This window comes from Bacillus sp. D48C (genome assembly GCF_053345735.1).
The window spans coordinates 620,552-637,648 of the sequence record NZ_JBKFAQ010000002.1; the positions used below are offsets into that span (position 1 = coordinate 620,552).

Here is a 17,097-nt window from a genome sequence, read left to right on the forward strand (position 1 = left end):
TTAAATCAAAAGAAACTTGACATATATATTTACTCAAGATTATATTTTACTTACAAAATAACATACCGTTCGGTACGTTATTTACAACAATACAAAATGGAGCTGATTTTATGAATAGCAAGGAAAAGATGATGACCACTCTTAAACATAATGATCCCCAGTTACATTCACCTATTAGCACAAACATGTCCCGCTACATGACTCTATTATTCGCAATAGCTTGCGGGATGGCGGTGGCAAATATATATTTCGCTCATCCGCTACTTGATTCTTTATCAAATGAATTTAAGATTAGTCATTCAACTATCGGTATTGTGATTACTATTACTCAAGTTTGTTATGCAATCGGATTACTTTTATTAGTTCCACTTGGTGACTTATTAAACCAAAAAAGACTCATTATTGTTCAAATGGTTTTATCCGTTATCGCTTTAATTGTAATTGGGACCGCTCCCTCGGCCATCGTACTTTTTATAGGTATGGCCTTAGTAGGAATTCTTGCAACAGTTACGCAAACACTCGTCGCATACGCATCAATTTTAGCAAATCCAGCAGAACGTGGACGCATAGTAGGTTTCGTTACAAGCGGTGTTGTAATAGGCATTCTCCTTGCGCGTACATTTGCAGGCGCATTAACAGACTTAGCTGGATGGCGGTCCGTTTATCTCACTTCCGCTACCCTTATACTATTCGTAACTGTTTTGTTATATCGTAATTTACCTACTCTTGGACAGAGCAGAATGACAACTATGCCTTACCGGAAGTTAATACGTTCTGTACTCTTATTATTTATAGAAGAACGACTCTTACGCATTCGCGGAATATTAGCATTGCTCATTTTCACTTCATTCAGTATTTTATGGACTTCTTTAGTATTACCTCTAAGTGCTACACCACATAATCTTTCACATACAGCTATTGGTGCGTTCGGCCTTGCTGGAGTTGCAGGTGCATTAGCTGCTACTAAAGCTGGACAATTAGCTGATAAAGGATTAGGACAAAGAACAACTGGCATAGCTTTATCTTTATTAGTACTTTCATGGCTCCTAATTAAATCTATTAATCACTCTCTATTATTACTAATTTTCGGCATTATCCTCTTAGATTTAGCGGTGCAAGCTGTACATGTCACCAATCAAAGTATGCTGTTCACAGTGCGTCCCGAAGCAAGAAGTCGACTTACTGCCAGTTACATGATTTTTTATTCTATCGGTAGTGCAACAGGTGCAATTCTTTCAACAAATACGTATGCAAAATATGGTTGGGATGGCGTATGCATATTAGGTGTATCTATTAGTGCTTGTGCTCTTTTATTTTGGATAATAACCTTGCGGCGATCATCACAGCTGAACGAAGAATAATTCATTTATGATTAATACGTGTTTTTCTACAAGACTATAGAATAGCATTTATTTTTTAACACAAATCAACGGCATTTTCATATAAAAAATGCCGTTGATTCACAATTTCATAATAAGAGATCCTATACTATCGAAATACATCTATTACAAATTCCCTTTAACGTTTTCAACAATTTCGTTTATCGTATTTCGATCAAACTTATCACTAATTTCGTATGGCTCACGATCTTCTACTAATTGTACGCCGACGATATCGTTGCGATTTTTACTATATTGCACTTCAATAATAGACCCACGCTCTATTTGTTTCCAAACGAGACTTGCTTCATCTTTATTATCTAAAATAATACAGTCCTCAATATTTTCATCAATTCCAATTAACTTATTATCATCCATATATCCAATCTCGTATTGTTGCCGTTCTTTCGCTTTGCCACTTACTAATATACCTTTGCTACCATATGAATAATCCATATAGTCCTTTTTCTCCGTTTGTACCGCTTTCGGCTTTTGTGCTTCAGTTTTTTCAGTAGCCCCACAACCTGTAATAAGACTGATTGGCATAACCACTATTAATACTAATCTAGTGAATTTCTTTATCATTTGTAACCAACCTCATATATTTAATGTAAAACTCCATTTATTACTCTATTAAAGAATAACATGATACTAAGTAAACAGAACGAAAGATAACATATTATTTACATACCCACACTTTAATGAAGGACCAGACCATTTAAACCTAGTCCTCCATAACTTTAGCTTTGCTTCACATACTTAATTGTATGAAATGACGTCTCATTAAATAATCGCAAGTTTTCCCCATCATAATCTTGAACTTTATATGCTATTTTCTTTTTTTGAATTGTATCTTCTACACCGTCTACTAAACGTTTATTGAGATGTAAATAGATTGTAAAAGCTTCCTTATCATATTCCCAAGTGCCTTCAATATAATTCTTTTTATTTGGATACTCATCTTTACCATACGTTTCAAATGTCTTATCACCTTTTAAAATAAGTGACATAATGAAACCGTCTGTTCCTTTGAATCCCCAATTACCAATTAATTCCATACCATCCTTCACATTCTTCATAACGTTATCCGTATTAATTCCAGCTTTCTTATCTAACTCTTTCAAATCTTTCACAGATACTGTACCGTCACCGATTTTAATATCCCCTTCAAGGTCTTTGAATGCCTTAAGCCAGTAAATATCTCCTTCTTTCACTAACTTTTCGGATTTCTCCATTAACTCTTTATCAGTCTTATCGCCTTTTTCTCTTTTTTCTTTTCGGGTGAATACTTCATTGATTAAAGAAAAAGACTCTCTAAAATAACTAATTGCTTTTTCAAAATCCTTTTGTTGATTTACATACTCTGCAGGGGGATCTATCGACTCGAATTTATCTAACGTTTTATTTAATTCTTTCACACTATCTACTATATCTGATTTCTTTTTCTTACCGTCAAAAACCTCTCTTGTAATATTGTTATGCTCCGCAAACAACTTATCAAACTCTATCCCTAATTTATACACTTTATTAGGATAGTCTTCCTTTGAAACTTTTTCTTTCTTACTATTAGACTTCGATTCTTTTACTTTAGACTCTTCTGTTTTCTCCTGTTTAGAAGTGTTCGTTTTCTCAGACACTCCACAACCAAATAACAACATGACCGGAACTGCTACCCCTAGTAGTTTCTTTGTATTCATGACTGATTTCTCCTTTTACTTGAATAGATTACTCTTGCTATACCCATCCTCTTTTTTTATCTTGTAATTAAAATTACAATCGCAATAACTCCTAGAATCGGTCCCCAATATTCCATTTTTATAAAAAATAATGAGTGCTTTTTGTTAAACATAACTTTTTCACCAGTTTCGGCATCTATATAAACTTTCCCATCTGGATTATTAATATATTTACCTAAATACCAAGACATAACCCCTGATATAATAAACATTACCGCCATTGGCCAACTATGGTCTTGAAAATATGTAGCGTCCCCCATTATAGATCCAAAGATAGCCTTACCCAAAAGAGTATTAATAATTACAATAATTGCGACTAAAAAACCCCAACCAGACCAAATAATCATTTATTTCTCCTCCTAAAGCGTACAACTTTGTACTTTATGTTAATTTGAACTGCAAACGAAAATGTTTAAAAATCCGAATTTTCAGACGTCAATAATTATATTTAGCTTACATTCGATTCTAACTTTAATGTTCTAAATGCAAATGAACCAGACATAATTTGTAATATTGTTGGAATAAGTAAAAAGAATAATGACATAAATAACATAACTATAGGAATCACAATCATACAAACTCCATAAACTTTATTATTAACCTTGTTTACTAAACATGATAAAATAAGCAACCCTATTTGAACCGTTAAAATAATAGAATAATAAGCTAAAAGTTCATAATCAAAACCTTCCATAATATTAAACGCTACAACTATTAATAGTATGGAAATAATAATTCCTATAATGCCACCAATTAAACCTAGTACGAATTCAATCGTTCTTTTCAATTCAATCCCCCTTTTATGAGCCACTAAAAACTTGTATATTTTTCCCATTCACCATCATACCAAATATTAATTGGAAAAACTATACATATTTTTCATACTCCCTTACCTTACAGTGACCTTCTTACCATTATAGATAGCTTGTAGCAGTCACAAAATCAAAACCTTCAAAATTACTAACCGAATTGTCATACTGAAAATTATAAATTAATATGATCGAATTGTAGGATTTCTTTAATTTAACTTCTTCGTTAATTCGAGAAAGTATTTTGTCATCATATGAACATCCCGTTAATAACATAGAAATGTCATCACTTGCTTCTTCTAACACTTCCTTTTCAATAAAATCCTCATCTACATCAATCATATCTATATTAAAATCAACAAAAAAACTCGCTGGTATAGCATCTCCTTCTTCATCATATGTAACATCGATATATGCATCTAACTGATCTTGCGTTTTCATATTACCTATCCATATTGAAACCATTCCATGTACTTCCATTGTAGTTCTCCTTTATTTTTTATCTTGCAGAACCAATTTTATAACTTACCGACTACTTTAAAATACATAATTTTTATAAAAAACATTTCTTCTTTCCATTTAGTTAAATGGGGTTATTCGGAAATTCATTATCATACTTATTAATTAACGCTTTATCATTTTCATTAATTGGTACTTCACCTAAGTATTTATGTTTCCAAATAATCATTTGATCACTAAAACTATATTCTGTTTCGAGCCAATTGGTATAATCGAAATGCATGTTAAATTCCCCACTATGTTCCAGGGACATTGTAAAAGAGTACCAAAGCTCTTGCTGATTATCTTTAAAAACATCTCTTAATTCCTTACTCAATTTATATAAAGAATCTTCTTTCCTTTCAAACTCCTCTTCATTAACTTCGTATTTAAAAGGAATTTCTACACTATACTTATAATTTTGTTTATTTCTGAAGTTGTTATAGAAAAAGTAAGTTCCCCCTCCAGCTTCTGATATTTGTGCATAAAAATAAAATTTCTCCCATTCTTCTGGAATCATGGCATGAACCGTTTCCGCTATCTCTCTATATAATCGATTCAATTTTATTTCCAATTGAATACCCCCTATTTGATTTTCATCATTCACTTTTTCTATATTATACCACCCTTTTAATTAGCTCTTTATTTCATCTAAAATTCAAACCAAGTTTCGATGCCTTTAGAAAGTAGACATACCTCTTAAATACAATTAGTATTAAAATAAGAAATATGAAAGACTTAAAAAGGCTCTTACATGAAGGAAGGAAGTGCACAGCTATGGATTTTAAAACAGTTATGCAAGAACTTGAGGCTCTAGGTAAGGAACGAACGAAAAAAATATACATATCTAACGGTGCGCATGAGCCAGTATTCGGAGTAGCTACAGGTGCTATGAAACCAATCGCCAAACAATTAAAATTAAACCAAGAGTTAGCTGAAGAACTTTATGCGACAGGTAATTACGATGCTATGTACTTTGCAGGCATTATTGCGGATCCGAAAGCTATGAGTGAGTCTGATTTTGATCGTTGGATAGATGGGGCTTATTTTTATATGCTATCTGATTATGTTGTAGCCGTAACTTTATCGGAGTCAAATATTGCACAAGACGTTGCTGATAAATGGATTGCAAGTGGGGACGAGCTTAAAATGTCTGCCGGGTGGAGTTGCTACTGTTGGCTTTTAGGAAATCGCAAAGACAATGAATTTTCCGAAAGTAAAATTTCCGATATGCTTGAAATGGTGAAAGATACAATTCATCATTCTCCAGAACGAACAAAATCCGCTATGAATAATTTCCTAAACACCGTGGCAATTTCATATGTACCACTACATGAAAAAGCAGTCGAGATTGCAAAAGAAGTTGGTATAGTTGAAGTGAAACGTGATAATAAAAAAAGCAGTTTGTTAAATGCTTCTGAAAGTATTCAGAAAGAACTAGATAGAGGAAGACTTGGTTTTAAGCGTAAGTATGTAAGGTGTTAAACAGATTCGTATCTGGGTGTCAATTCGAGAAAGGTTGACACCTTTTTCATTCAGTTTATATATCCCCCGACTTATATTAAAAAATAATATCCTGATAACCTACTTCCATTACCTTTTCATTTAATAAACGAACTCCTACACCATTTTCTATATCCCACGTACAATTAAATGTAATTCCAACCTCTCGTCCTTCCGTAATATCTGCATACGGAACAACAATACCATCTAAACTAATCATCTCTAGTATTTGATCATTTGTTTCAATTAATGGATAATTTTCTTGCACTCCAATATCATATCCTAATTCACATCGCCTTTGTTTGTAATAATCTAATATAGAATGTAATAAACTTATTTGTACCTCTTCCCAATTTTTTATTAATGATTGATATGCTACATACTGCCCTTCATCAAACACTCCATCTTCTTCACCATCTATCATCAAATCAATCTCAGTTACATTGCCTATAAAAGTTATAGGCATACACTTAGCCCAAGCATAATTATATTCAATCTCTCCAAAAACTGAATTGTTCACTCTCATTTATCTGTCATTCCTCTCGCACTTATTACTAAGGTGTCCCTGCTTCTTGTTAACTTCCATCAACACTTAACACTTGAAATACTCTTTCAAAAACATATAAAACGTTGGCCAACTCTCCTTTAATTCTCCATTTCAAAGTAATTCATCTCCACCTTCAAAATTTACTGAGTAAACTTGATCGGTTACACTATCAAGTACCAATGCAGCATTTGCTGTCATTTCCGTTAAAACTAAATACTTATTAGGAAATCCATGTTCCTTTCGAGCAATAATTGTGTAGTATTCAATATTATTCTCTTCATCTATAATATCAAGTAATTCATAAGGAACGTGCTCTTCCCAAAAAGGTCCTGCAAATCGATAATAAAACTCTCTAAATGTATCAGATACTTCTACACCTAATCTATTTATTACTTCATTCACCTGCTCTTTATCTGCCCGCTTATATATGTCTTCTTCCAAAACTTCTTCTAAACAATTCAGCAAAGCATGCATTTGTATCCCTCCTTTATAAGGTTTATCCATGTGTTTGTGAAATAAATTAGCAACCCCGTACAACCTACCTGTATGGCATAGAACCAATCAATGTAACCTCTAAACCATCAAACATATCTTCTCTTTTTACTTCATTATATTTAAAATCATATAGAACAATAGCAAAGTTAATATCTTTCGCTAAACTATCTCCATTTATTAGCTTTTTTATTTTAGGAATAATTTGTTCACTATAAGAAAAATCACTTAAAATATGTTCAACGTCCCTTTTATTATTCTCATAAAAACAAATTTCAATATTATCTTCATCATAATAACCGAATTCAAAGCTCGTCCCAAACTTTGAATGAACTGAATCACCATCTATCGTGTAATCTATATCGACATACTCCTCAAGATTTTGAAGTGATTTAGAAATTCCAAACCAAACTGAAGCCATTCCACTATATTCCACTTTTCTACGCCCCTCTATAATTCATATAAACATTCTTCACTTTACTATTTTGTAATCTCAAACTAGAAATCAACTCATTTAAACTATTCGAAACCTCTATAAACAACCCACGTTCGAAATCCTCCAATTCGACCTTTCCGCTTACATTATTTAAAACAACTAATGAACCATTTCCTTCTACTCCTATAGGAATCTTATCTAGCTTACAATGATTTTTCTCATACCCTTCTAACTTCTCTTTGAAAGAGTCCAACTCTTTATTTGGTAATACAGCTTCTAAACTAATATAATGGTCACCGATAAACCCATCCAAATCAGCGAACCAATATGAATTAAAATAGTGATAAACTGAATCATGAAACTTAATTGCGAATTGCTCCTCAAGTATTGTTAAATCAGTTTCAATATATTTCTCAACTGGTTTCCATGAAATTTCATCTTCCTCTATTTCACCTTGATATATAACAAAATCAACTTTTTCGTTATATGGTGATTTAAATAAGAAATTCAAACCTCTATCAAAATATTCTTTTCTTAATTTAAAATATGTACTCATAGCATTCTTCACTATCACCATACTCCTCTTCCATGCACCATACATTTTCTTTTTCACTTTCAATTATTCATATAAGTTCTCAATTTCAATCAACCAAAAAGAATCCTTTTCCATACACTTATCATCAATTTTTTTCAACTCTTCCTTCAACCAACTTATTGTACACTCTGGTATATTATTATCGATAAAGGCATCCTCACCATTAATCTCTACTGCCTTATCGATCATTTTTGAATATACTAATAAACATTCTGCAAATTGATGTATAGAAGAATTCATAAACACTTCTTTATACTCATCACTATTATTTAGAAATACTACATTTTCTTGTTTTTCAATTAGACAAATTGGATCTCCAGAACTAGTTGTTCCTAAAAACCAATATTTTCGAAACTCTTCTGGCATATGAAATACAGTTGTAATAGACCTTACGAAAGACTGAGATGAAGTAAACTCTAAATATGGTGACGGTGTTTCTGGTAAGCCTCCTATAGACAAAAATCGTTTCACTTCATCTAAAAAGTTTTTGTTTATTAATTCTTTTTCATGAAATGTAACGAGTGGGCCATCTTTATTAACATCCCATTTCTCTCGAAAATCCTCTGGCAATATCATTCATTCACCTTCTTGATGTGTTTATATCTTTTTACATTTAGTTGAGCTACTAGTTGTTTTTTTATTTTCCTCCATAAAACATACCATCCATTAAAGCTTTCCATTATAGTAAAAATCACTCCTTAGCAGGGTGCCATAGAATGTTTTATATTCATCGCATATATCGTTTTCTTATACGACTACATATCCATAAAAATACTTTTTACCAATCTTCCATTCTTTCTTTGTTAAAACATCAATATATGACATCAACTCTCTATTTTTTTCATTTGTTATAATCGTATCATATTGAATTGGACATTTGATTCCACTCCAAATTGATAAAACGGAAGGTATAGTAACAACATTATAAGTAGTTCTATCTCTTAAAGAACTCATAACTTCCGACACTAACTCCTTTGCCAAGTCTCCAGGAAAAGATAGTCTATTACGATAATAATATTCTTGCGCATCATTATTTTCGATAAAACCAGAATAAGCTTCATTAAATTCTTCTAACGATACTTCATAATACTCGTCCTCAATTCCAAGCATCCATGAAAGTTCATTTCTAATAGCTTTTTCAACAAAGGTATCTTCCCACTCTTCTAGTAATGCTAAAAGATATGGTACTACATGATATGAAAGAGTTTCACCAGCACTTACTACAAAATTATGAACTCCATCCTCTGAAGCACTTGAAAGGAATTTCAAATTATTCGTTTCTAATAAATCATCGTGAGTAGCTACTGAGCAAAATAGTCTAGTACATAAATTCAACACAAGCTCATCTCGAGTACTATTCATAAGTTCGATTAGTAACCCCTTTACAGAGAAATCACCTAGCTTTAACAATTCACTAATTAAGATAAAGCATTCTTTCTCTGTTGCACCATCCCTTAGGTTAGACTTAAGAGTTTCAATTGTATGATTAGAAACTTCTCCATACCAAATATCTTTTTTTAAATGCTCTAAGTCCATCATTCTCTCTCCTTTTATTGCTTCTTACATTTATACGAACCATTATATATGGATAATATTATTAATCATGTAACTTATTTAAAAACTCCGTAAAATGATTAGCCACAAAAAATACATTTTCCCTCGCTACTTTCGGACAGTAAGTGCCCGAGTGGTTTAAATAATCCATCAGTAAGGATGAAGAAAAATCCTCACTGATGGAAGTTTCACTTTATCCTGCAATCTCAGCCGAAGAGAGCCCCTCATGAATATTTCCGCTTACAATGATAGAATGTCCCCAAAATATATCTCCATCCGAAAAGAATATTTCAAAATCACCTTCTGAATAAACGCTTAAGCTGCTTAATGTGATGGAATTAATGAACATTTCTTTTGTAATTTCGTCGATTTCTGCTTCATCATCATCTTGTAGCCATTCATTTGCTAACTCTACCAGTTCTTTTGCAGCGTACATTTTCATTTTCATTTTCCATTCATCTTGCTCTTTGAAAAGTGCATGTGCTGTTTCCAGTGCAGACTTCATCATATGTTTGTCTTCACTCCAATCAAAATATAAATGACATTCTTCACCAGCCCAAGATATTCTCTTTTCAAAAGTTTTCACTCTTTTATCGAGTTCGAACACACCCAACATCTCATCATGATAAAAAAGCGGTTTCATTGCATCTTGTAAGATGATTTCCAACTCATCATCTTTATATGGTGTTTCCAAAACCTTAACAAGCATCAATGAATTTTCTGACTTGCGCACCTGTAATGTTACAACTGTATTTGCTGTCAAAATGTCTTTTGATTTTCTCCATTCTGCATCATCAACCAACCATGCGAGTCGTATATCTTCTTTTGTAATCGTTTCATTGGTATGTAAGTCTTTCCACGCAATCAAATCAATTGACGCAGTCCACAAAATGTTGTCACCGCCTTTTGATGCGCCGATTCCTAATGCCCCTGTGACAGCTGCTATTTCAATCACATTTTCTGAGAATCTATTTTCAAATCTACTTATTTCACTTGATTTACTCAATTTCGAATACATTCCTTTCATCACCCACAGGCATAAATACTTTGTGAGTTTTCCTGTTTTATTATAATTGGTCATGGTAAAGCCTATATAGAATTATAGCTATAATTCTATATAGACTTTTTTTCACCTGGAATTTTAAATTTATTTACATCATATTCTTTAATTATATATACTTTTATAGCTTCAAAATCTTTACCAAATGCAAGAGATGGATTTTTTAAAAAATATATTATTTCTTCCTCTTCATAAATTCGGGCTTTAATTATTTCTTTGTCCGAGTGAAACGATAAATTGACTCCTTTGTAAAAATATTCGTAGTATCCCTCTTCATCCTGCTCACTCTTATCTTCAAAAGGAACAGATTCAATATGATATATATTCCCATTTATATTTATTGATTTCATATAGCATCACTCTCTTTTTAAGAATATTCATAAGAAATTAAATAGTCTCTGTCAATCATACCAAAAATAAGGGATTTACTTTTAGAATTTATAAAAAATATATAGGATTAAATTTAAATCTTTATATTTTTTTTCATATTACTTCATTATCACTGTACAATTGTGTAATGTGTCACAGAAGTAGACATATTGCAATGAGTCGCAGTGAAGTGGGATATCCCTTGAGAATATAAAATAAGAAGATTAATCTAGAAACACTATCTAGTCTAATCTTCTTTTATTGAATTTTTAATTAATGCATTTTTACCCTTAAAATAATATAATCAACGGGTGGATTATTATTTACATCCTCAAAACTGGTTCTAATTTTAAAGTCAAATTCATTTGTTATATTTTTCAATGAATAAAGGTTTGTTCCATCTACACTTGTACGGAGCAATATATCCGAAAACGTAAAACGCATGAAGAATATGTTGAGGAACTATTAGAAAACGCGGGTATGATATGCCGCAGAGGTTTTAGAAGTTCATGGCGATAATATCGAAGTTATAGGAACATACAAAGGCGCTAGAAATACCACAGAACACAAATGTAACTCATGTAAAAATATACGGGAGGCAGCACCAACAAATATTTTAAAAGGAAAGGGAGAGAAACATTATGTCAAAGTTATTACGTGAATTATCTAAACCGGATAGTGAGGCCCTGCGTTCCGAAGCACTAGAACAGTTAAAAGTTACTTCAGGTAAAATTGTTGCTTGTGATCCTCTTATTTTTAATAAAAATCACTTCGAACAAACAATTCAGCCAGGTACATATTCAATTGTTGCTTGGTGGCATAAGGAAGATGGAGTCATTGCTGGTGCTGAATTGAAATTGTCGGAGTCAAAAGCGGTAGGATGGAAGATGGCAACAAAACCAGAACAAAATGTAAGTGAACTGGAAGACGGATATATTTTTGGTTACCCGGTTGATACAGGCTTAGGGTGCTTTGCAGATGTTGAAGCAATTGATAAGTTAGAAGAAATAGAAGATAGGTTACAACAAGAACTAGGAGAAGAATTTACTAGTTTGTATGATGATCTTATAGATGACATACTAACAGAACATGATGAAGATTGGGGAAATTGCGTGGTTTGTGAGGAAACAGGAAGTAATATCATTATATTCCGTTCAGGTTATGGAGATGGATTTTATCCTTCCTATTGGGGAATCGATGAAGCAGGAAAAATCGTTTCACTTGTTACTGATTTTCAAGTGCTACATGAGGAAAATTGAGGACAATATCAATAATGATATAAGAATCAATATTTTTTCTTTTACAGCGTCAAATATTCCTCGTCTAATATTTGTATATAACTCGTAGAATAATCTCCTTATATACTACTGGTTCTAATAAATAGGGTTATATTCTTAAGTGAATATAACCCGTCATTAATTCTCGTTGTTTATTAACAGTTTTTTATTTAAATAATTTATTAACTCTACTGATGTAGAGTTAATAATGCACTGTTTTATCACGATACAGGTGAACTTCAGATACTCTACGCTCCGAAATTACTTTTTCTATGATTTCCTGGCGATTATATTCTACCTGCATCGTTTCATAGTTTCCCCAATGAGTAGGAGCGGATTTTTCGTTTGACTCAAATACATCTAGAAGACGATTTAATATCTCTTCTTCGTTAAATGCTACAGTCGGATACATTGCGATTGTAAAATAATTCGGTTTCATTTTAATCCCCCCTTTTTATTAGAAACGAGGTTATGTAACTATTTTCATTTATCACTGCCAGATAAGTTTGAATCCTTTCCACTATTAATCATGTAACTTATTTAAAAACTCCGTAAAATTATTAGCAATATAGCTTTCATACATCCTCCCTCAAAAAAATCCCCACGCTTATGTGAAAATAATCTTTCAACACAAATATGAGGACTTCCTTATTTCATTACTATACTTTACACATTTTATTCGCTAGAATCTTCTTCTTTCAATTTATATACTCTATCTCTTTTCTCATCACTTTTGACAAAAATAAGCTTTTCTTCTTTAACAAAACCTTCTAATAGTAAGCATACTTGCCCATATGCTTTAGGCTTATCCGTTGTGAATCTTTCATCTGATATTTTACCAGCTCGTATTAATTGCTCGCATAACTCAAGTGCACTTATTTCTTCAGAATTAATTAACTCTAAAATAGCCTTTTGTAAGGGCGATAAAGGTACGGGAATCTCAGCTACCTCCAACTTTTCTCGTTTGTTTTCTTCTTCAAATAAATCTTCGAATGAAATTTGATTCATACTTCTTTTCCTTTCTAACTATTGATTTTTATAACATGAACTGAATCCTATAGCGTATGTATTATTATGTATTACTTACCTTTTTTCATAAATCTCAAACTCATGTACATCGTTTCATATAGTATATTTTGATTATACCAAATATACGTTCTGTTTTCTATTGTAGAATTTGTTATAATAGGAATGAAAGTAATTATGAACCTTTTTCTCGTTGTTAATTGTATACTCTCTGTAAAAAAATAGAAATATAATTTATAAATTTGTATAATAAAATAGTACGAGTGAAATTTTATTATAGAAAGGTTCTGGTAATATGTTAGGTATTCATGTTGAAAAAACAAAAGATGAATTAATTATTTCATGGCAATTCTCTAAAATTCATATTCCATTATGTGAAATCACTGAGGTAACGGAAGATAATACATATGCTGGTGTTGAAGAAAAAAGCGCAATCCGAATTGGAACAGCATATGGTACAACTGATCGTATTTTAATTAAGACAGCAAAGCAAAATTATTTATTATTCACTACTAATAGAGTATCCATTTTAAATAAAATAAAAGCTTAATTGTTTTTCTTCCTATATTTAAACGTTAAACATCTACTAGATGTATATGTAACAACCTCACCAGCGTTATTGTCTTCTAATTGGCGATCAAGATGTTCTCCCAAGGCTTTTCTCCCTTTTATTTCTTCTTCTCTTCCACGCTCTTGGCTCTTCCTTAAATTTTCAGTCCTAGCGTCCCAATCTTTACGCTCTAAAGGTTGTTTTGTTTCTTCACAATGACAATCATATCTAATATCATCTGCTGCCTTATAATCTCCTCGCGCTTTGGCTTCATCTATTTTCATTCGATAGTATTTTTCTCGTTCTGAAGTTAGTTTAATTTTGTTTGGGTTTGTATTACTACCTTCACCTGTCTCCTTAACCCCACCACTCTCCAAATTCGAGACCCTACTCTGAATACTCGCCTTTGAGGCATCATGGGCTTCTTGGAATTTTCCGCTATAGTTCGTTCCAGATCTAACGACACTTCCATCTGGCATTATTTCTACACCTTTAACGAATGGGGTTACGGAGTCCACACCTTTTGCTAATGTATTTTCAATTATATAATACTAATAATTTATGTTAGCCTGAATTCATAAAAAATAATTTCTAAAAATTTATAGCATGTCTATCTAATAAAAAAGCACTCGTTGCCTTTCGGAGACAATCAAGTGCTTTAAGTTCATGTATTTTTAAATAGCATAAATCTGTAAGTTTTTTAGTAACAGTACGACACCTTTTATATGTCATGACAACTACTACATTAAAACTTACGAGTTTCTATCAGTTCGTTAGTTTAATATGCATTCCATGTGTTTTGAAGTATGCACTTTTTAATAGCCTACTTTTTTTCCACTGCAAATACACTTTATTTTCTATTCATCTACATATATGATTGTTATCTTTAACCAAGTACCACATTTTTTAGCATTCTCATGTATAAAGTATAGTTTTAGCATTTATAAAGTTACTGTAACCCATTTCGTATATTTGCTTAATATCTTAAATTATTAATTACAACATACAAAAGCTGGTAATTAAGGATTCTTCAATCCATTAATAAAATCCTTAAAGCTATCAGCTATTTTATACGTATTTTCTTCTTCACTAGACTGTGGAAAATAAAAAGAGTGATCCCAATAATATACACCATGGTTTTCAGTATCTGTAATAAGTACAATTAACCCTGAATTCGGATCATCTCCTATGATTAAACTGGTCGGTAACATATCTTCTTCAAACTCTTCATAGCATTCACTTAAATCAAAAGTTTTTGTTACACCTATACCATACAAAACATCTAAAGGGATTTCCTGATTTAATTCTTTAACAAAAAATTTACTATACCTAACTTTCGAAGTCCCTCCGTTATATTCACTTAAAAATTTTTTATAATCTTCCGGAAGTAAAAATCCTAAAAACTCTTCTAATTCTTCAATTGATTCTTCAGTTGCTTTACCAAAAGCATTTAAATTCATTTATTTCACTCCTATTTAATCTTTTAACTTCTTAGCTAATGACATTCCACCCATATGTCGAAATCTTCTGTGTATCTCTTTACTAACTTCTTGCATTGTTGTTAAATCTTGATGATGGTGCCATGTGTTTTCATCTAATTTTGGTCCATTTGGAGCTAATTCATCAGCTTTAGCAAAATCAATGTCATATCTATTAAATTCACCTATCGGAACTTCTTGTCTTACCAACCCAGCAGATTTAAAGTTGGGAAAACCTCCAGGATAAGAAACTCGATTTGGAGGAATCTCCCAATCAATATAAGTCCATATTCCTTCCTCACTAATTTCGATTTTCCCACCTTTTTTCTGCCATTTTTCAGGATTTCTAGAATATAAGGGTTTAGTAGATAATTGTTCCTCTGTAAATTTCACTATTTCTGGATTTTTACCCGTACCCTATGTTGTAATCTTAAACCCTCACAATAAAAAAGCAAACCATGTAAAACCTTATTAAACTACTTCTTTTTCTTCCACTACCGGCAATTCATAAGCTGTTTTATATTTCATCATGCCATATACAATGTTTACAAGCCTTCTCATAATACATACCAATGCTTGTCCTTTTGTTTTTCCTTCTTTAAGCTTCTTTTGATAGTACGCATGAAACACTGGATTTCGTGGCATCTTACTCCCTTTTGCTACTTGCACTTGCTGTACTGCTAAATTATAAAATAAAGCGTGTAGCGCCCTGTTTCCTTGTTTGCTTTTGTGTGTCTTACCTTTCCCACCAGAACCAAAGTAAACAGGTGCAATCCCCGCAAATCGTGCTAATTTATTGGCATTTGAAAATCGCCTTACATCCCCAATTTCTGCAATTAATGCCGATGCCGTCACAAGTTCTATTCCCGGCATCGTCTCTAATTGATAATCTAGTAGTTTTACTAGCTGGTTTAATTCTCTTTCGATGTATTTCATTTCCTTCTTTTTAAACTCAATGTCCCTTACAATACTTCTTACTAAAAAATCTCGCGTTTCCTGATACTCTTTCATTGTTTGTCCATCTTCTTTTACAAGTTTTAATATTTCGCTTGCTTTCTTTACTGAACATGTATTGTTGCTAACATCTAATAAAAAAGCTGTTAATTGTTTTATATTTGCCCCCTCTAAACAAGAGGGTGACGGATATTGCTGCCAAAATGCTAATGCTGTTTTTCCATCTAACTCTGAGAAAAACTTTTTATAACTTGGATAATGGTGGTTTAATTGAATATGTAATTGGTTCTTTAACGCACTTTGTGCTTTTACTAATGCATTCCTTCTTGACACTAGTTGTTGTATCGACCAAAATAAATCGTTTGGCTTTGCATCTGGTAATTGATTTAACTTATTTATTAGTATACGGGCTATGCATTCCGCATCCCAACTATCATTTTTTTGTATCATCACTTGGCTCTTTCGTTCTAAAAATGATAAAGCTGGATTTACTTCTTTCACTACTTGTTCATGATCTACTAAATATTTCGCTAATGCTCTTCCATAACCGCCAACATCCTCTAAACCAAATACAACTGATAAACCATCACTCACATATGTCTCTACTTCTAATAAAAACTTCGAAAATGCAGATGGTTTATTCTCAAATTGTATTTCTCCTAATTTCTCTTGCCAACAATTAATAATAACAGCCGTATGATGCTCCTTATGTAAATCTACTCCTACATACAAATAGTTCTGTCTATTATGCATAACTCATCCCTCTATTCAATGATTTAGTCATATACAAAAATGTCGGCAACCTTAGTTCGAGCGTTCATCTTTCGATGCGCA

At 32.2% G+C, this 17,097-nt stretch carries 21 protein-coding genes and 4 pseudogenes; 4 read left to right on the forward strand and 21 right to left on the reverse strand.

All coding sequences use genetic code 11. The features are described from left to right. The first annotated feature begins 110 nt into the window (after positions 1-110). On the forward strand, positions 111-1,361 hold the full coding sequence (locus tag ACLBXA_RS08190) for an MFS transporter (protein ID WP_001085014.1): 1,251 nt from the start codon (positions 111-113) through the stop codon (positions 1,359-1,361). 144 nt (positions 1,362-1,505) lie between these two features. On the opposite strand, the gene ACLBXA_RS08195 is transcribed toward ACLBXA_RS08190, so the two are convergent. From ACLBXA_RS08195 to ACLBXA_RS08220, 6 genes are all read right to left on the reverse strand, one after another. After that, the gene (locus ACLBXA_RS08195; protein ID WP_000591641.1) at positions 1,506-1,964 is read right to left on the reverse strand and encodes a hypothetical protein; all 459 of its coding nucleotides are present in this window, start codon (positions 1,962-1,964) and stop codon (positions 1,506-1,508) included. 155 nt (positions 1,965-2,119) lie between these two features. After that, positions 2,120-3,076 (reverse strand): DUF3994 domain-containing protein, encoded by a 957-nt coding sequence (locus tag ACLBXA_RS08200; RefSeq protein ID WP_098506645.1) that lies wholly within the window; start codon positions 3,074-3,076, stop codon positions 2,120-2,122. Between the two features lie 56 nt (positions 3,077-3,132). Continuing rightward, positions 3,133-3,462: a hypothetical protein gene (locus tag ACLBXA_RS08205; protein ID WP_000587852.1), complete on the reverse strand. Its 330-nt coding sequence runs from the start codon at positions 3,460-3,462 to the stop codon at positions 3,133-3,135. Between the two features lie 101 nt (positions 3,463-3,563). Next, complete coding sequence (locus ACLBXA_RS08210) at positions 3,564-3,902, reverse strand: DUF4064 domain-containing protein (protein WP_000831395.1); 339 nt, start codon at positions 3,900-3,902, stop codon at positions 3,564-3,566. A gap of 127 nt (positions 3,903-4,029) precedes the next feature. Continuing rightward, positions 4,030-4,404 (reverse strand): immunity 22 family protein, encoded by a 375-nt coding sequence (locus ACLBXA_RS08215; protein ID WP_000451796.1) that lies wholly within the window; start codon positions 4,402-4,404, stop codon positions 4,030-4,032. A gap of 103 nt (positions 4,405-4,507) precedes the next feature. Then, on the reverse strand, positions 4,508-4,996 hold the full coding sequence (locus ACLBXA_RS08220) for an antitoxin YezG family protein (protein WP_000403543.1): 489 nt from the start codon (positions 4,994-4,996) through the stop codon (positions 4,508-4,510). A gap of 203 nt (positions 4,997-5,199) precedes the next feature. Between ACLBXA_RS08220 and ACLBXA_RS08225 the strand changes: the two genes are divergently transcribed. Next, positions 5,200-5,907, forward strand: a complete 708-nt coding sequence (locus ACLBXA_RS08225; protein ID WP_000346340.1) for a DNA alkylation repair protein — start codon at positions 5,200-5,202, stop codon at positions 5,905-5,907. Positions 5,908-5,983: 76 nt separating this feature from the next. Here ACLBXA_RS08225 and ACLBXA_RS08230 read toward each other — a convergent pair whose 3' ends face one another. From ACLBXA_RS08230 to ACLBXA_RS08270, 9 genes and pseudogenes are all read right to left on the reverse strand, one after another. Next, entirely contained in the window at positions 5,984-6,451 is a 468-nt protein-coding gene (locus tag ACLBXA_RS08230; protein WP_001265695.1) for a DUF6985 domain-containing protein, read from the reverse strand. Positions 6,452-6,517: 66 nt separating this feature from the next. Further along, a pseudogene (locus ACLBXA_RS08235) lies at positions 6,518-6,946 on the reverse strand (SMI1/KNR4 family protein). 64 nt (positions 6,947-7,010) lie between these two features. Then, complete coding sequence (locus ACLBXA_RS08240; protein ID WP_447617174.1) at positions 7,011-7,385, reverse strand: immunity 22 family protein; 375 nt, start codon at positions 7,383-7,385, stop codon at positions 7,011-7,013. A 19-nt stretch (positions 7,386-7,404) separates the two neighbouring features. Beyond that, complete coding sequence (locus ACLBXA_RS08245) at positions 7,405-7,956, reverse strand: SecY-interacting protein Syd (protein WP_186315453.1); 552 nt, start codon at positions 7,954-7,956, stop codon at positions 7,405-7,407. A gap of 63 nt (positions 7,957-8,019) precedes the next feature. Next, on the reverse strand, positions 8,020-8,571 hold the full coding sequence (locus tag ACLBXA_RS08250) for an SUKH-4 family immunity protein (protein ID WP_086403394.1): 552 nt from the start codon (positions 8,569-8,571) through the stop codon (positions 8,020-8,022). 171 nt (positions 8,572-8,742) lie between these two features. Beyond that, positions 8,743-9,531: an Imm47 family immunity protein gene (imm47, locus tag ACLBXA_RS08255; protein WP_137073719.1), complete on the reverse strand. Its 789-nt coding sequence runs from the start codon at positions 9,529-9,531 to the stop codon at positions 8,743-8,745. Between the two features lie 61 nt (positions 9,532-9,592). Next, positions 9,593-9,664, reverse strand: a pseudogene (locus ACLBXA_RS08260) (SMI1/KNR4 family protein); the annotation flags it as partial. A 78-nt stretch (positions 9,665-9,742) separates the two neighbouring features. Further along, on the reverse strand, positions 9,743-10,576 hold the full coding sequence (locus tag ACLBXA_RS08265; RefSeq protein WP_000677953.1) for a DUF2262 domain-containing protein: 834 nt from the start codon (positions 10,574-10,576) through the stop codon (positions 9,743-9,745). 86 nt (positions 10,577-10,662) lie between these two features. Then, the gene (locus ACLBXA_RS08270) at positions 10,663-10,959 is read right to left on the reverse strand and encodes a hypothetical protein (RefSeq protein WP_000836202.1); all 297 of its coding nucleotides are present in this window, start codon (positions 10,957-10,959) and stop codon (positions 10,663-10,665) included. A gap of 660 nt (positions 10,960-11,619) precedes the next feature. Here ACLBXA_RS08270 and ACLBXA_RS08275 point away from each other — a divergent pair. After that, positions 11,620-12,237 carry a DUF4241 domain-containing protein gene (locus ACLBXA_RS08275; protein WP_000040618.1) on the forward strand — a complete coding sequence of 206 codons (618 nt, stop codon included), beginning with the start codon at positions 11,620-11,622 and terminating at the stop codon, positions 12,235-12,237. 223 nt (positions 12,238-12,460) lie between these two features. Here the strand turns inward: ACLBXA_RS08275 and ACLBXA_RS08280 are convergent. Further along, positions 12,461-12,694, reverse strand: a pseudogene (locus ACLBXA_RS08280) (hypothetical protein); the annotation flags it as partial. 236 nt (positions 12,695-12,930) lie between these two features. Further along, on the reverse strand, positions 12,931-13,263 hold the full coding sequence (locus ACLBXA_RS08285; protein WP_001071926.1) for a DUF3895 domain-containing protein: 333 nt from the start codon (positions 13,261-13,263) through the stop codon (positions 12,931-12,933). A gap of 313 nt (positions 13,264-13,576) precedes the next feature. On the opposite strand from ACLBXA_RS08285, the gene ACLBXA_RS08290 reads away from it, so the two are divergent. Next, on the forward strand, positions 13,577-13,831 hold the full coding sequence (locus ACLBXA_RS08290) for a SunI/YnzG family protein (RefSeq protein ID WP_000900618.1): 255 nt from the start codon (positions 13,577-13,579) through the stop codon (positions 13,829-13,831). Positions 13,832-13,866: 35 nt separating this feature from the next. On the opposite strand, the pseudogene ACLBXA_RS08295 reads toward ACLBXA_RS08290, so the two are convergent. The 4 genes and pseudogenes from ACLBXA_RS08295 to ACLBXA_RS08310 all read right to left on the reverse strand — a co-directional run. Further along, a pseudogene (locus ACLBXA_RS08295) lies at positions 13,867-14,349 on the reverse strand (ADP-ribosyltransferase); the annotation flags it as partial. A 501-nt stretch (positions 14,350-14,850) separates the two neighbouring features. Then, complete coding sequence (locus ACLBXA_RS08300) at positions 14,851-15,291, reverse strand: SMI1/KNR4 family protein (protein ID WP_001052205.1); 441 nt, start codon at positions 15,289-15,291, stop codon at positions 14,851-14,853. Between the two features lie 15 nt (positions 15,292-15,306). After that, positions 15,307-15,702 (reverse strand): HNH endonuclease, encoded by a 396-nt coding sequence (locus tag ACLBXA_RS08305; protein WP_000673073.1) that lies wholly within the window; start codon positions 15,700-15,702, stop codon positions 15,307-15,309. Between the two features lie 78 nt (positions 15,703-15,780). Then, entirely contained in the window at positions 15,781-17,016 is a 1,236-nt protein-coding gene (locus tag ACLBXA_RS08310) for an IS110 family transposase (RefSeq protein WP_447617166.1), read from the reverse strand. Positions 17,017-17,097 lie beyond the last annotated feature (81 nt).

Excerpts from the sequence above, each read along its gene's own strand:
- ACLBXA_RS08190 (WP_001085014.1), top strand. The coding sequence starts at position 111 with ATGAATAGCAAGGAAAAGATGATGACCACTCTTAAACATAATGATCCC.
- ACLBXA_RS08195 (WP_000591641.1), bottom strand. The coding sequence starts at position 1,964 with ATGATAAAGAAATTCACTAGATTAGTATTAATAGTGGTTATGCCAATC.
- ACLBXA_RS08200 (WP_098506645.1), bottom strand. The coding sequence starts at position 3,076 with ATGAATACAAAGAAACTACTAGGGGTAGCAGTTCCGGTCATGTTGTTA.
- ACLBXA_RS08205 (WP_000587852.1), bottom strand. The coding sequence starts at position 3,462 with ATGATTATTTGGTCTGGTTGGGGTTTTTTAGTCGCAATTATTGTAATT.
- ACLBXA_RS08215 (WP_000451796.1), bottom strand. The coding sequence starts at position 4,404 with ATGGAAGTACATGGAATGGTTTCAATATGGATAGGTAATATGAAAACG.
- ACLBXA_RS08225 (WP_000346340.1), top strand. The coding sequence starts at position 5,200 with ATGGATTTTAAAACAGTTATGCAAGAACTTGAGGCTCTAGGTAAGGAA.
- ACLBXA_RS08230 (WP_001265695.1), bottom strand. The coding sequence starts at position 6,451 with ATGAGAGTGAACAATTCAGTTTTTGGAGAGATTGAATATAATTATGCT.
- ACLBXA_RS08240 (WP_447617174.1), bottom strand. The coding sequence starts at position 7,385 with ATGGCTTCAGTTTGGTTTGGAATTTCTAAATCACTTCAAAATCTTGAG.
- ACLBXA_RS08245 (WP_186315453.1), bottom strand. The coding sequence starts at position 7,956 with ATGAGTACATATTTTAAATTAAGAAAAGAATATTTTGATAGAGGTTTG.
- ACLBXA_RS08250 (WP_086403394.1), bottom strand. The coding sequence starts at position 8,571 with ATGATATTGCCAGAGGATTTTCGAGAGAAATGGGATGTTAATAAAGAT.
- imm47 (WP_137073719.1), bottom strand. The coding sequence starts at position 9,531 with ATGGACTTAGAGCATTTAAAAAAAGATATTTGGTATGGAGAAGTTTCT.
- ACLBXA_RS08265 (WP_000677953.1), bottom strand. The coding sequence starts at position 10,576 with ATGAAAGGAATGTATTCGAAATTGAGTAAATCAAGTGAAATAAGTAGA.
- ACLBXA_RS08270 (WP_000836202.1), bottom strand. The coding sequence starts at position 10,959 with ATGAAATCAATAAATATAAATGGGAATATATATCATATTGAATCTGTT.
- ACLBXA_RS08275 (WP_000040618.1), top strand. The coding sequence starts at position 11,620 with ATGTCAAAGTTATTACGTGAATTATCTAAACCGGATAGTGAGGCCCTG.
- ACLBXA_RS08285 (WP_001071926.1), bottom strand. The coding sequence starts at position 13,263 with ATGAATCAAATTTCATTCGAAGATTTATTTGAAGAAGAAAACAAACGA.
- ACLBXA_RS08290 (WP_000900618.1), top strand. The coding sequence starts at position 13,577 with ATGTTAGGTATTCATGTTGAAAAAACAAAAGATGAATTAATTATTTCA.
- ACLBXA_RS08300 (WP_001052205.1), bottom strand. The coding sequence starts at position 15,291 with ATGAATTTAAATGCTTTTGGTAAAGCAACTGAAGAATCAATTGAAGAA.
- ACLBXA_RS08310 (WP_447617166.1), bottom strand. The coding sequence starts at position 17,016 with ATGCATAATAGACAGAACTATTTGTATGTAGGAGTAGATTTACATAAG.